This window comes from Blautia sp. MCC270 (assembly GCF_018785605.1).
In the GTDB taxonomy this organism is placed as follows: domain Bacteria; phylum Bacillota; class Clostridia; order Lachnospirales; family Lachnospiraceae; genus Blautia_A; species Blautia_A fusiformis.
In genome coordinates this window covers 48,580-61,247 of sequence record NZ_WQQD01000007.1, presented here as the reverse complement: position 1 = coordinate 61,247, position 12,668 = coordinate 48,580, and the positions used below count along the sequence as shown (strand labels likewise).

The window sequence follows — 12,668 nt, the reverse complement described above, 5'->3', positions numbered from 1 at the left end:
CGTAGCAGCGTGGCCATGGAAAAACAATTCCTTCTTTCTGTTATACCGGGCGGATCATTATCCGCAGTCGATTATTTTCGTATTGGTGCTTTGATAGTAGCACTTACACCAGCAGTGGTCAAGCGTACGAAATACCGGAAAATGGGTAAAAAACGAATAAACGTGAAAAACATGAAAATTTTTTTAAAAAATTAAAAAAAGTACTTGCATTTTGAAAGAAAGTGTTATATACTAACGAAGTCGGTTGAGGGAAACAACAAAAAACGAAATCAAACGACAGAAACAAAAGAATATGGCCAGTTGGTCAAGGGGCTAAGACGCCGCCCTCTCACGGCGGAAACACGGGTTCGATTCCCGTACTGGCTATTAACTGAAAGCAATCAGAACATGTTTCTGGTTGCTTTTTTGTTTATGATCACAAATGGGGATTTTGGGAGGTTTTACTATGATCATTGATAATGTGTATGTTTTTACATCGGACAAAGCATTTGTAAAAGGCGGGATTATCCTGGATGGGGATAAGATCCGACAGGTTTATGAAGAAAAGGATGCGCCGCAGCTTAACGGGGATGTTCTGGACGGAAAAGGCTGCTACGCCATTCCGGGACTGATCGATCTGCATTTTCATGGATGCAAAGGAGATGATTTCTGCGACGGAGACAAGGCTGCGATCGGAAGGATCGCGGAATATGAGGCATCGGTAGGAGTTACAGCGATTGCACCGGCTACTATGACTTTACCGGTAGAGGAACTGGAGCAGATCCTCCATACAGCTGCAGAATATAAAAAAGAAACAAAGGACTGCCGTAAGGCGGATTTTCTGGGGATCAATATGGAAGGGCCTTTTATCAGCCCGGCGAAAAAAGGGGCACAGGACGCGAGGAATATCCTGCCATGTAATGTGGAAATCTGTGACCGTTTTTTAAAGGCCTCGGAAGGTCTGGTAAAATTTATAGGGATTGCACCTGAAGAAAGTGAGCATGCAGCAGAATTTATCCGGGAAGTTCATGAAAGGGTCAATGTTTCTCTGGCACATACCAATGCAGATTACGATACAGCAATGGAAGCATGCAGAGCAGGGGCAAACCATGCAGTCCATCTGTATAACGCAATGCCTGCGTTTACGCATCGTGCACCAGGTGTCGTAGGGGCTGTTTTTGATAATAAGGATGTTATGGCAGAGATCATCTGTGACGGGATCCATATCCATCCGTCTGTTGTTCGATCTACCTTTCAGATGATGGGAGCTGACAGGATGATCCTGATCAGCGACAGTATGAGAGCTACCGGTATGCCGGACGGCCAGTATACACTGGGCGGACTGGATGTTAAGGTTGTGGGAAGACTTGCCACGCTGGTATCTGACGGTGCGATCGCAGGATCTGCCACAAATCTGATGGATTGTATGCGTACAGTTGTTAAAAAGATGGATCTTCCGCTGGAAACAGCCGTGGCCTGCGCGACTATAAATCCGGCCAGAAGCCTTGGGGTGGAAGAACAGTACGGATCTCTGGAAGCAGGTAAAAAGGCTCATGTGGTACTGCTGGATCGTGATCTGGAACTGAAAGCAGTGATCAAGGACGGAGTAAAGATCCGATAAGCTCATAGAAGATAAAGCGATAAAAAATAAAAAGATAAAAAGAATTTCAGGAGCAGATGACAGCAAAATTCGTGTCAGAATTTGTCGAACGAAAATGCTGGACAAAATGCTCCTGAAATTCTATAATTAATTTCACCAGAGATCTTCTGGTATCGATCACCGCCAGGTCAGGCGGGAAATCCCATTTTTATCATAACTGAATAAACATATATTTTAAGAAGGAAAGGGGGCGTGTATGTTTCTTTATGGAGAATTATCCGTGGTGATATCTGCGATGGCGGTCTGGATGGATTTTAAAGATGCATCTGTAGACAATGGATGGATCCTTTTTTCTTTTATGATCGGTTTCCTGATCCAGATCACAGAAAACGGGCCGAAAGGTGGAGTGATCTTTCTGGCAGGAGTGGCCGTGCCGGTGCTTCTTTTGGGAATCCTTTTTATATTCCATATGATCGGCGCCGGAGATATCAAGCTTCTGTGCGCACTTGGCGGGATCATGGGGCCGCGGACAGTTATGGAATGTATTGTTTATTCTCTGCTTGCAGGTGCAGGCATTTCTCTGGCAATTCTTATTTCTACAGGCGGTATCCGCCGACGATTCCTTTATTTATATCAGTATATGAATGAGTTTTACTGTACCGGTGAGATACGTCCTTATTACAGAAAGGGGATGAGCTTTCCGGAGAACTTTCATTTTACGGTACCCATATTTTTGAGTGCGGTGCTTTATGCAGGAGGTGTGTATTGAAGAAAAACATATTTGCAGTCTGTGATCTGGAGGTGGATTATGCTTTCAATTTTATGGATTATCTGAACCAGAAAAAGAATCTTCCGTTTGAGATCCAGGCATTTACCACGGCGGAAAGTCTCATTGCCTACGGAAAAGAAAATCATATTGAGTTGCTGCTGATTTCCGATAAAGCAATGCGAAAAGAAGTCCGTGACCTTGGTATCGGAAAGATCATCATTCTTTCAGAGGGTGTGCATCCTCCGGAGCTGGATCAGTATTCAAGTGTGTATAAATATCAATCTTCCTCAGATGTGATAAGGGAGGTGATGGCCTGCTATGGAGAAGAGAAGTCTCTTGATCCGGTAACTTTTCCTGTGTTGAAAAAGACAATGGAGATCATCGGTGTTTTTTCTCCTCTTGGCAGATGTCTGAAGACATCCTTTGCACTTGCGTTGGGACAGATACTGGCGAAAGAACGTGCCGTTCTTTATCTGAATCTGGAATCCTATTCTGGTTTTGAAGAACTTCTTGGGAAAAAATTTCCGGCTAATCTGAGTGATCTGTTTTATTATGTTCGCCAGGGAAATGAAAACCTGATTCATAGAATGAACGGAATGATCCAGACAGTAAACAATCTGGATTTTATACCGCCTGTAAGAACACCTTCAGATATCCGGACCGTGGACTGGGAAGACTGGGAGCGGCTGTTGCAGGAGATCGTACTTCACAGTTCCTATGAAGTGCTGATCCTGGATATGGGAGAAAATGGAGATGAGGATTTCCGGCTTCTGGAAATGTGCAGAAAAATCTATATGCCGGTTTTGAATGACACACTTTCTGTCTGTAAGGTGACACAATTCGAAAATCTTCTGCGTATCTGGAATAAAGAAAAGATCCTGGAAAAAACAGAAAAGGTGCATCTGCCCTTTCATATGGATAGGATCTCTTCTGACGCTTACGTAGAACAGCTGGTCTGGAGTGAACTGGGAGATTATATCCGTGAGCTTTTGAGAAAGGAGCGGTCATGAACAGAGAAAAATTCCGGGAAATGTATGATCTGCTCATGGAACAGCTGGATGTTTCCAGAGAGCTGTCCGATGATGAGATCCTGGGGGTGATCGATGAACTGATATTAACTCAGGCAAGGGAACTGTTTCTTTCACTGAAGGAGAAAGTAGAGCTCAGACAGGAGCTGTTCTGTTCTGTGCGCAAGCTGGATGTTCTGCAGGAACTGATCGATGATGAAAGTGTTACGGAGATCATGGTAAATGGTCCGGATCATATTTTTGTGGAACGTGGAGGAAAACTGACCAGATGGAATAAGGTCTTCACGTCAGAAGAGAAGCTGGAGGATGTGATCCAGCAGATCGTAGGGCGCTGTAACCGGGTTGTCAACGAGTCCATGCCCATTGTAGATGCAAGGCTGGAAAACGGAGCACGTGTGAATGCAGTGGTTTATCCGGTTGCTCTGAATGGTCCGATCCTGACGATCCGTCGTTTTCCGGATGATCCTATCACAATGGAAAAACTGATCGCTTTTGGAAGCATCACCGAAGAATGTGCACAGTTTTTAAAAAAACTTGTTCAGGCAAGATATTCTATTGTGATCGGTGGAGGTACAGGCAGTGGAAAAACAACATTCCTTGGAGCTGTTACAGAATATATTCCAAAAGATGAGCGCCTGATCACCATTGAAGATAATGCGGAGCTTAAGATCCGGGGAATTGATAACCTGGTATGTCTGGAGGCAAAAATGGCCAATATGGCGGGCGCGGTGTCAGTAACGATCCGAGATCTGATCCGGTCAGCCCTTCGAATGAGACCGGATAGGATAATTGTAGGGGAAGTCCGTGGAGGAGAGGCAGTGGATATGCTGCAGAGCCTGAATACGGGACATGATGGAAGCCTTTCAACACTTCATGCAAACAGCAGTCAGGATATGCTTTCCCGAATTGAAACGATGACATTGATGGGGATCGATCTTCCCCTGGAAGCAATCCGAAGGCAGATCGCTTCCGGGGTAGACATTCTGGTACATCTCGGGCGTATGCGGGATAAAAGCAGAAAGCTGCTGGAAATCACAGAAGTATGTGGATTTGAAAACGGAGAGATCCAGACCAGGCCGCTGTATCGCTGGGAAGAAGGAAAGGGACTTGTAAAAACCGGAGAACTTTTGCATTGTGAAAAAATGAAACGGGCAGGAATCAGACTATGAAAGAGCGGAAAGGAAAGAATCAGAAATGGAGATCTACGAGGAAAGATTACAGGATGTATCATTTTACGGGGAAGGAGACCGCAAAGTATCTTCTGGAGGGAGCTGCCGTATGCGTTGCAGCCGACTATCTGTTTTATCAGAGCCTTCCTGTGTTGCTGTTTATGCTTCCAATACCAGTGCTTTTTCTGAAAATGCAGAGGAAAAAATGCACTGCACGGCAGCAGAGGGAGCTGAATTACCAGTTCCGGGATGCTCTGACGGCCATGAATGTGGCGGTACAGGCCGGCTATTCCGCGGAGAATGCGGTGCGTGCCAGTGTAAAGGATCTGGGGAGACTTTATGAAAAGGGAAGTGATATCCTGGATGAATTTCGGTATATCGAAAGCCAGCTGCGTCTGAGTGTTCCGGTGGAAGAGCTGTTCCTGGATCTGGGAAAACGCAGCGGAGTGGAAGATATTGAAAATTTCGCAGCAGTATTTTATACAGCAAAAAGAACAGGCGGGGATATGACGCAGGTGATCCAGAAAGTAGCCAGAATGCTTAGTGATAAGATCGAGGTAAAAAAAGAGATCGAGGCAACGCTGGCCGCAAAGAAATCGGAACAGATGGTTATGAGTATCATGCCGGCCGGTATCATCTGCTATCTGAAACTGACTTCGCCGGGATTTTTGGATGTACTTTATGGGAATCCTTTCGGAATCTGTGCCATGACAGTTTGCATGGTGATCTATGGCTTGTCTTACTGGCTGGGTGTGAAGATTGTAGACATAGAAGTGTAGGTGAGGATAATGTGGATACATATTTTGATATTTATGGTGATCCTTGGGGTGTTTCTGGCAGGAAAAATGGGGCGGCTGCCTCCGGAAGCCGGAAATCCGGAAGAAAAGAAACTGTTTATACGGATAGCGCTTACCGGAAATATCATCGGTATGCTCCTGACATTTCAAAGTGGCGGAGATAAGGTTTATTCATCCGGATACCGTATGGAAAAAGAGGAGACAGGTGCTTATGAAGAGAAATTCAAAGTATCTGTAGACGGAGAAGAAGCCGGTTCCCTGTATGTGCAGGTGCCGGAAAAAGAAACAGAAGGATCCGAAGAAGAACCGGAAACAGAACTTAGCGAAGAACAGCAGCGCGAGAAAGAGCTGCAGGACATGATCGTACAATATAATCAGAAAAAAAACGATCCGCAGTACTATTATCTTCCAGATGAATGGAATGGAAAACATCTTGAATGGGAGCAGCCAAAAGACAAAACAGGAAACCTGCTTTCAGCTCTTGGTCTGGCAGCAGCGGCAGCAGCTGTCATTGCAAAAAAACGGGAAGAACAGAATGCTCAGATAAAAAGAAGAGAACAGATGCTGATGGATTACCCAGGACTGATCATGAAATTTACCCTTCTGGTGCAGGCAGGCTTAACTGCCAGAAAAGCGTTCCAGAAAATAGCACTGGATTACGGAAAGAGAGAAGATGGTAAAAAACGTGAGGCTTACGAAGAAATCCGAGTAGCCTGTTATGAGATGGACAGTGGGATTTCCGAAGCAGAGGCTTACCGGAGATTTGGAGAACGGTGCGGACAGGTAAAGTATAAAACTCTGTCAACACTACTGATCCAGAACCTCCAGAAAGGAAGCAGGTATCTGGCCGATCTGCTGGAAAAGGAATCCGTGGAAGCCTGGGAGGAGCGAAAAAGAAAAGCAAGAGTGCTGGGAGATACAGCAGCAACAAAACTGCTTCTTCCGATGGTCTTGATGCTCCTGGTGGTGATGGCGGTGATCATGCTTCCGGCATGCCTTTCCTTTTACGGAGGGTAGGACTGGAGAACAGAGAAAGGAAATGTGAGGTGACAAATGAAAATATGTGGAAGTATGTAAAAGAATTTGCGATGGAAGAGGATGCGGTGGGTGTTGTGGAGATCATCCTGATTCTGGTGGTTCTGATCAGTCTGGTCATCATCTTTAAGGAACAGCTTACAGCACTTGTTAAAAAAATCCTTACAAAAATCACAAAACAAAGCAACACGATCTGAAAATGAGAAAAAACGGTGATATCTGCTGATATTTCCGTTTTGGAAAGGAGAGGTACCCCTTGGCAGGAAATGTGAAAAAAGGCAGCATTACGATCTTTCTGGCTCTGATCTTGAGCCTGGTTCTTTCTCTTGTGTGTGCCAGCATTGAATCTGTACGCATGGCAGCTGCCAGGACACAGATACTTAACAGTATGGATATTGGCTTATATTCCTTATTTGGACAGTATGACCGAACGCTTTTGGAAGATTATGAGCTGTTTGCACTGTATGCAGGTGGAAAAGAAGAACTGGATATGGCTTCTGTATATGATGATTTTCAGACTTATATGAAACCTGTATTGAAACAGAACAGTCAGAAACTGGAGCTTCTTCAGGGCGGATTCAATGGTTATCAGCTTCTGAGCGACGGAAAAGGCGAGATTTTTTACCAGCAGGCTGTTCAGTATATGCGTGAAACTCTGGGAAGCCAGGGGGTACAGACTCTTCTCGGAAAACTGAAGGATCAGGAAAAGAAGACAGAGGATGCAGAGAAAAAAGGAGAACAGGCAGAAAATAAAGGAACGTTGGATTCCTATGATTCTGCTATTACGGACGCCGCGCAGAAGAGCGAAGAAGCAAAAAAAGAACAGGAACAACAAAAAAAACAGGGAGATTTTTCGGATGCAGGAAATGGGGATGATTTTACCGGTGGTGTTGATGAAAGCGTGGAAAATCCTATTCCGATCATCAGAAGAGTCCGTAAAATGGGACTTCTTGATCTGGTAGTACCATCCGAACGGGGAATATCGGATGCGGTTACAGACAGAAAAAGCCTTACATCCGGAAGAAAGCTCCAGACAGGACTAATGTTGGATACGGATATACGATCCGATAATTCGTATACGTCCGGAATATTGTTTGGACAGTATCTGCTAAAGAAACTGGGAAATTATCGAAGACCCGCAGCGGCGGGGTTGAATTATCAGGTGGAATATATTCTTGGAGGGAAGAACAGTGATCGGGAAAATCTGAAGTCCGTGGCAGGAAAACTTCTGGTGATCCGTCAGGGGGTTAACATGGCGTATCTGCTTTCAGATGGTGGAAAACGGATACAGGTCGAAACACTGGCGCTGGCGATTGCATCAGGTTTTCTGATCCCACCGGCGGCAGCAGTGATCGAAGCGGCACTGATCTTTTGCTGGGCATTTGCGGAGAGTATTCTGGATGTCCGGGAACTTTTTGCAGGAGGACATGTACCTCTTATAAAAAACTCCTCAGACTGGCAGCTGTCTTTGAGTAATCTGCCCAATATCCTGGACAAACTGGATTCTTCGAGAAAGGATGCAGGGAATGGAATGTCTTATGAGGATTATCTTCAGGTTCTGCTTATGGCGAAAGGAAAACAGGATAAAGTTCTGAGAGGAATGGACATGATCGAGTGCTCTGTACGTGAAAAGGGAAAAAGACCAGGTTTTCGGATGGATCACTGCATCACTGCCATGGAAGCGTCTGCAGATGTAAAAGCAAACAGACGGAAAATATTTACAGTTACGCGTCAGTATATGTATGAATAGAAAGAGAGGTGTACAGGGATGCTTTTTCAGAAAGAAAAAGAAGATAAAAATCAGATAAACAGACTGGATCAAAAAAGAGAAAGGCGCTCTCGAAGAGCTTTTTTCCTGCTTTCCCCGATAAGCCGGAAAACGCTTTCTGGAAAAGTATCCCTGTGCACCTTTCTGAAAAAAGCAAGTCTCACTCTGGAGACTGCGATGGCTTTGCCGCTGTTTTTTTTCGGAGTGCTCACGCTGCTTTCTTTTATGGATATTTATAAGGTACAGACGGAGCATCTGACCGGCTTGTGCCAGAAAGCAAAGGAAGCAGGTATGTATGCGTATGGTGCCGGCGGTTCAGGTACAGAAACGATCACATTGCCGGACGTATATTCCTATCAGCCCATAGGCGGTCTGATCCCGCTTCCTAAAATATGGTTTCACAATACGATAAAGGTCCATACGTGGAATGGTGTGGTATACGAAAATGGAAAGGATACAGTGGAGAGCCAGCCTATGGTGTATGTGACAGAATCAGGAAGTGTGTATCACAGAAAATTGGGGTGCAGTTATCTGAATCTGTCTGTTCAGCAGATATCAGGCTCTTCGGTTAAAGCTTTAAAAAATGCATATGGAGAAAAGTATCAGGCCTGTGAGCTGTGCAGTCGTGGGCAGGAACCGGCCGGAGTGGTATATATCACAAAAAAGAGTAACCGTTTTCATAACAGGGAAAGCTGCAGCGCATTGAAACGATCTGTACGGATGGTGAAAGAAACTGAGGTTTCCGGTGAAATGAGTGCCTGCGGGCGATGTGGCTGAAGGGAGAGATCATGAGCAGTGTAAAAATTTGCATGACTGTACTTCTTGGAATTAATACATGGACAGATATCCGAAAAAAAGAAATCTGTTTACCGGTGCTTTTTATTTTTCTGGCAGGCGGGATCCTGTGGCGGATCAGGCAGGGGCTTCTCTGGCCGGCAGGGATTATTTCCATGGGAATCGGAGTATTTATAATTTTGATCGCTTTGATCAGCGGAGGAATGGTCGGATTTGGAGACGGATTGCTGATACTGACAATGGGCTCTGTGTTGGGAGCCGGAGAACTGGCAGGGATCCTCTGTGGGGCATTATTGTTGTGCGGAATCTACTCAGGCATTGAGTATCTTATGCTAAAAAAGAGTCGAAGTGAGGAAATTCCTTTTGTACCGTTTCTGTTGATCGGATATTTGGGAGGGATATTTTTGTGAGAAAAATAAAAAAGGGGAGCTTTACAATAGAAGCTGCATTGCTCATGCCTCTGGTGCTTATGATACTGATCGGAGTGCTGTATCTGGATTTTTTTGTACATGACAGAGCATATCTCACTGCGGCAGCTTATGAGGCAGCAGTCAGCGGCAGTATGGAAGGATATAAAAAGAAAGGGAACATATATGAAAAGGCGGATATACAGGGAAGAATGCTGGGAGATATCGGGCTTCCGGGAGGAGAGAATCTGAGCATGCAGACAAATGCAGGAAAAACTGTGAAAGTAACTTACAGACTGGAAGTACCTGCCGGGTTCCTGGGGCAGAAATGGAAACTGGAAGTCAGTGGTAAGGCAAAGCCTCTGCGGCCTGTGGGATGGATCCGCAAGGTAAAAGGAACTGTGGATATGCTGGGAGAGGTGACGCCATAAAATGAGAACGGAATATAAAAGAGATATGAATCATAATTATCTGATCCTGACAGGAGATGAGAGAATCGATACAGATTCTTACCAGGTAAGGATGATCGTGGCCAATGCTGTGCCTGATCTTCTTCAGTGTCGGATACAGGGAATCGACGGAAAATTCATGGTGTATTATGATATAACTTCCAGGCATTCCATGACTGCGCTTTTTGAGGAAAAAAAGATGGATCTGGAGTCGCTTCAGGTGATACTGGGAGGCTTTATACAGATCATGGAAGAAATGTCCGAGTATCTTTTGAATCCCTGTCAGCTGATCCTGGAACCGGAATATATCTATCTGGATGCGGAAAGAAAAAGTGTCCGATTTTGTTATCTTCCGGGATTTCATGGGGAAATACAGAAACAGTTTCAGAGTCTTGCGGAGTATATCCTTCCAAAGCTGGATCATGAAGACGGAAAAGCGGTTATGCTGGGATATAATGTATACAGACGTGCACTGGAGGACAGCTTTCATCTGGAATACATCAAGGAAGAGTTATATAAAATATGTAACAGCGACGAGGAAGATTTTTCTCCATATGAAAAAAAGAAAACAGTGGTCCAGGAAGAAAACAGGATGACAGAGGAGGAAAAAGCAGAGGATCTGTGGCAGGTGGAAGGCTGGGAAAGAGCCAGTGTGTCCGGAAATGAAAAACAGAAAAAATCTTCAGCGGACTCACAGAAGCGGAAAACAAACAAAATATGGAAGCCAGTGGCTGGATTTGGTGCAGCATTGGTGCTTCTTCTAGGAATTACGGCAGGAATGGCCGGCGGATATATTCCAAGAATAAGCAAAGAAATTTTTCTTCTGGGAATTCTTGCAGCAATGATACTGGGGATGCTGAGCTATATTCTGATCAAAAAAGTCTGTGGAAAAAAGAAAAAACTGGATACGCCGGTGCCTGAACAGAAATATGGTGCGGCGGAAAAAGAGGTAGCTGTATATGCTGAAGATCAGAAAGAATCTGGTGCGCTGTCCGGGTGCAATGCCGATGACAGCAGAAAAGAACTGGAACAGATCAAAAAAAATATTCCGACAAAAGCGGAAGATTTTTTAGATGGATTTGGTGAAACGGTAGTTCTTTCTGCAGGTGCATCCAAAGGTCCTGCTACATTGGTGAGCCGGGAACCGGGGGAATTGGCTACCATTTATCTGGAAAGAGATATCACAGTGATCGGAAAACTGGAAACTGCGGCGGATGCAGTGATCAATATACCAACTGTCAGCAGAATCCATGCCAAGATCCGAAAAAGGGAGGGGGCATATTATCTGGCAGATCTGAACTCCAGAAATGGGACTTCTGTAAATGGACAGCTTCTGAAAACAGGAGAAGATTACTTGCTGGAGGATGAGGATGAAGTTGATTTTGCACAGGCCCGTTATATTTTTTTGAAATAACAGAGCGAAAAATCCGGTTTTGTATCGTATTAATATAGGGCCGTAGGTTGTCCGCCTGATGAAAATCTGTTAAAATAATGAAATAAATTTAAATTTTCAGATTATAACAGCGAGTTATGGGGAATATTTCCGGAACCGCTGTGGAAAGAGGCCGGAATTGGAAGAAATAAAAAAAGAACCTGTGACAGTTTTACTGATCCTCATAAATACGCTGATCTTTCTTGTGGTGGAATTTACCGGCGGTTCGGAGAACGGGCAGCATATGCTGGAATGCGGTGCTGCTTATGCACCGCTGATCCTGGAACAGGGACAGTGGTATCGGCTGTTTAGCAGTATGTTTCTGCATTTTGGTGCGCCGCATCTGATCAATAATATGCTGGTTCTGTTTGTGCTTGGCCAGAGGCTGGAACCGGTAACAGGAAAGATAAAATTTTTTCTGATCTATATATTTGGTGGTCTGGGCGGAAATATGCTCTCTTTGTTTTTTGATATGTATGCAGGAAACGCTTCTTTATCTGCAGGAGCTTCCGGAGCTGTTTTTGCAGTCATGGGCGGTATGATCTATGTGATCATACGGCACAGAGGAAGAGTGGCGGATCTGACTGTCAGACAGATGCTGATCATGGCCGCATTTTCACTGTATTTCGGATTTGCAAGTGAAGGCGTGGATAACGTAGCGCATATAGGCGGTTTGTTGAGTGGTTTCCTGATCGCTGTAATTCTTTATCATCCCAGAAAAATATGGAAAACAGTTCCCTGACCGGGAGCGCTCTCAAGCGTGATGTCTCCACTGTGTGCCTGAGCGATCTGTTTTGAAACAGCAAGGCCAAGGCCGGTCCCGGATTCTTTGGTTGTAAAAAATGGCTGAAATATCGTAGCCTGCTGTTCCTTTGAGATTCCACATCCGTTATCCCGGATATCAATGCGGATGCCGGAATTTTCCGGAATGACAGAAAAAGAAATCTTTCCTCCGGGAATAGGAACGGCTTCCCATGCGTTTTTCAGAAGATTCAGAAGCATCTGCCGGACACGGATCCGGTCAAGAGCCATCGATGGCAATGAATCCGGAATATCTGTTTCAAGTGTGATCTCCAGATAATCCAGAGTAGGTTTTATGGAGGAAAGGATCGTTCGGAGGTAGCTGCAGGTGTCAATGTTTTCTCTTTTGACATGGCCTGCATTATTAAATGCAGAAAGTTCATCAAGAAGTTCTTTTACATAATCAAGATTATCCATAACATCATCCCAGTGCTCATATTCTTTGACATCAGGATGTGCAGATGCGATCATCTGGAGTCCGCTGTTAATAAGAGTCAGAGGATTCCGGAGTTCATGTGAAAATTTTGAAAGTGTATAATGAAAATCGTTTTTCAATTTACTGACTGTAGTATCGTTGCACATATTATCACCTCGAAAAAATATTAACATCAGAAATTTCAAATATCAACAAGAACAGTA

At 44.6% G+C, this 12,668-nt stretch carries 14 protein-coding genes and 1 tRNA gene; 14 read left to right on the top strand and 1 reads right to left on the bottom strand.

From position 1 onward, the window contains the following. Window positions 1–294: 294 nt before the first annotated feature. The 14 genes from GPK58_RS02775 (at window position 295) to GPK58_RS02710 (ending at window position 11,970) form a co-directional block, all read left to right on the top strand. Window positions 295–366: transfer RNA gene (locus tag GPK58_RS02775), tRNA-Glu, on the top strand. Between the two features lie 79 nt (window positions 367–445). After that, complete coding sequence (nagA, locus tag GPK58_RS02770; protein WP_215638151.1) at window positions 446–1,600, top strand: N-acetylglucosamine-6-phosphate deacetylase; 1,155 nt, start codon at window positions 446–448, stop codon at window positions 1,598–1,600. A 235-nt stretch (window positions 1,601–1,835) separates the two neighbouring features. Then, complete coding sequence (locus GPK58_RS02765) at window positions 1,836–2,348, top strand: prepilin peptidase (protein WP_114001499.1); 513 nt, start codon at window positions 1,836–1,838, stop codon at window positions 2,346–2,348. Next, window positions 2,345–3,358 (top strand): hypothetical protein, encoded by a 1,014-nt coding sequence (locus tag GPK58_RS02760; protein ID WP_021652830.1) that lies wholly within the window; start codon window positions 2,345–2,347, stop codon window positions 3,356–3,358. The genes GPK58_RS02765 and GPK58_RS02760 overlap by 4 nt, the downstream gene beginning before the upstream one ends. After that, the gene (locus GPK58_RS02755) at window positions 3,355–4,545 is read left to right on the top strand and encodes a CpaF family protein (RefSeq protein WP_092071684.1); all 1,191 of its coding nucleotides are present in this window, start codon (window positions 3,355–3,357) and stop codon (window positions 4,543–4,545) included. Before GPK58_RS02760 ends, GPK58_RS02755 begins: the two co-directional genes overlap by 4 nt. After that, complete coding sequence (locus tag GPK58_RS02750; RefSeq protein ID WP_215638150.1) at window positions 4,542–5,324, top strand: type II secretion system F family protein; 783 nt, start codon at window positions 4,542–4,544, stop codon at window positions 5,322–5,324. Before GPK58_RS02755 ends, GPK58_RS02750 begins: the two co-directional genes overlap by 4 nt. A 9-nt stretch (window positions 5,325–5,333) precedes the next feature. Next, window positions 5,334–6,359, top strand: coding sequence for a type II secretion system F family protein (locus tag GPK58_RS02745; protein WP_021652833.1), 1,026 nt, complete (start codon window positions 5,334–5,336; stop codon window positions 6,357–6,359). Between the two features lie 44 nt (window positions 6,360–6,403). Continuing rightward, the gene (locus tag GPK58_RS02740) at window positions 6,404–6,574 is read left to right on the top strand and encodes a Flp1 family type IVb pilin (RefSeq protein ID WP_044962312.1); all 171 of its coding nucleotides are present in this window, start codon (window positions 6,404–6,406) and stop codon (window positions 6,572–6,574) included. Between the two features lie 59 nt (window positions 6,575–6,633). Beyond that, window positions 6,634–8,127 carry a DUF5702 domain-containing protein gene (locus GPK58_RS02735; protein WP_252195747.1) on the top strand — a complete coding sequence of 498 codons (1,494 nt, stop codon included), beginning with the start codon at window positions 6,634–6,636 and terminating at the stop codon, window positions 8,125–8,127. 195 nt (window positions 8,128–8,322) lie between these two features. Continuing rightward, a complete protein-coding gene (locus GPK58_RS02730) occupies window positions 8,323–8,922 on the top strand; it encodes a hypothetical protein (RefSeq protein WP_244093112.1) in 600 nt (199 codons plus the stop codon). 11 nt (window positions 8,923–8,933) lie between these two features. After that, window positions 8,934–9,350 carry a prepilin peptidase gene (locus GPK58_RS02725; RefSeq protein WP_215638149.1) on the top strand — a complete coding sequence of 139 codons (417 nt, stop codon included), beginning with the start codon at window positions 8,934–8,936 and terminating at the stop codon, window positions 9,348–9,350. Beyond that, complete coding sequence (locus GPK58_RS02720) at window positions 9,347–9,778, top strand: TadE family protein (RefSeq protein WP_021652838.1); 432 nt, start codon at window positions 9,347–9,349, stop codon at window positions 9,776–9,778. The genes GPK58_RS02725 and GPK58_RS02720 overlap by 4 nt, the downstream gene beginning before the upstream one ends. Window position 9,779: 1 nt before the next feature. Then, window positions 9,780–11,210 (top strand): DUF6382 domain-containing protein, encoded by a 1,431-nt coding sequence (locus tag GPK58_RS02715; protein ID WP_215638148.1) that lies wholly within the window; start codon window positions 9,780–9,782, stop codon window positions 11,208–11,210. A 157-nt stretch (window positions 11,211–11,367) separates the two neighbouring features. Then, the gene (locus GPK58_RS02710; protein WP_114001496.1) at window positions 11,368–11,970 is read left to right on the top strand and encodes a rhomboid family intramembrane serine protease; all 603 of its coding nucleotides are present in this window, start codon (window positions 11,368–11,370) and stop codon (window positions 11,968–11,970) included. On the opposite strand, the gene GPK58_RS02705 is transcribed toward GPK58_RS02710, so the two are convergent. After that, window positions 11,937–12,611 (bottom strand): two-component system sensor histidine kinase NtrB, encoded by a 675-nt coding sequence (locus tag GPK58_RS02705; protein ID WP_161209126.1) that lies wholly within the window; start codon window positions 12,609–12,611, stop codon window positions 11,937–11,939. The two genes, GPK58_RS02710 and GPK58_RS02705, sit on opposite strands and share 34 nt — an antisense overlap. Window positions 12,612–12,668 lie beyond the last annotated feature (57 nt).

Excerpts from the sequence above, each read along its gene's own strand:
- GPK58_RS02705 (WP_161209126.1), bottom strand. The coding sequence starts at position 12,611 with ATGTGCAACGATACTACAGTCAGTAAATTGAAAAACGATTTTCATTAT.
- GPK58_RS02730 (WP_244093112.1), top strand. The coding sequence starts at position 8,323 with ATGGCTTTGCCGCTGTTTTTTTTCGGAGTGCTCACGCTGCTTTCTTTT.
- GPK58_RS02745 (WP_021652833.1), top strand. The coding sequence starts at position 5,334 with ATGTGGATACATATTTTGATATTTATGGTGATCCTTGGGGTGTTTCTG.
- GPK58_RS02725 (WP_215638149.1), top strand. The coding sequence starts at position 8,934 with ATGAGCAGTGTAAAAATTTGCATGACTGTACTTCTTGGAATTAATACA.
- GPK58_RS02715 (WP_215638148.1), top strand. The coding sequence starts at position 9,780 with ATGAGAACGGAATATAAAAGAGATATGAATCATAATTATCTGATCCTG.
- GPK58_RS02755 (WP_092071684.1), top strand. The coding sequence starts at position 3,355 with ATGAACAGAGAAAAATTCCGGGAAATGTATGATCTGCTCATGGAACAG.
- GPK58_RS02740 (WP_044962312.1), top strand. The coding sequence starts at position 6,404 with ATGTGGAAGTATGTAAAAGAATTTGCGATGGAAGAGGATGCGGTGGGT.
- GPK58_RS02765 (WP_114001499.1), top strand. The coding sequence starts at position 1,836 with ATGTTTCTTTATGGAGAATTATCCGTGGTGATATCTGCGATGGCGGTC.
- GPK58_RS02750 (WP_215638150.1), top strand. The coding sequence starts at position 4,542 with ATGAAAGAGCGGAAAGGAAAGAATCAGAAATGGAGATCTACGAGGAAA.
- nagA (WP_215638151.1), top strand. The coding sequence starts at position 446 with ATGATCATTGATAATGTGTATGTTTTTACATCGGACAAAGCATTTGTA.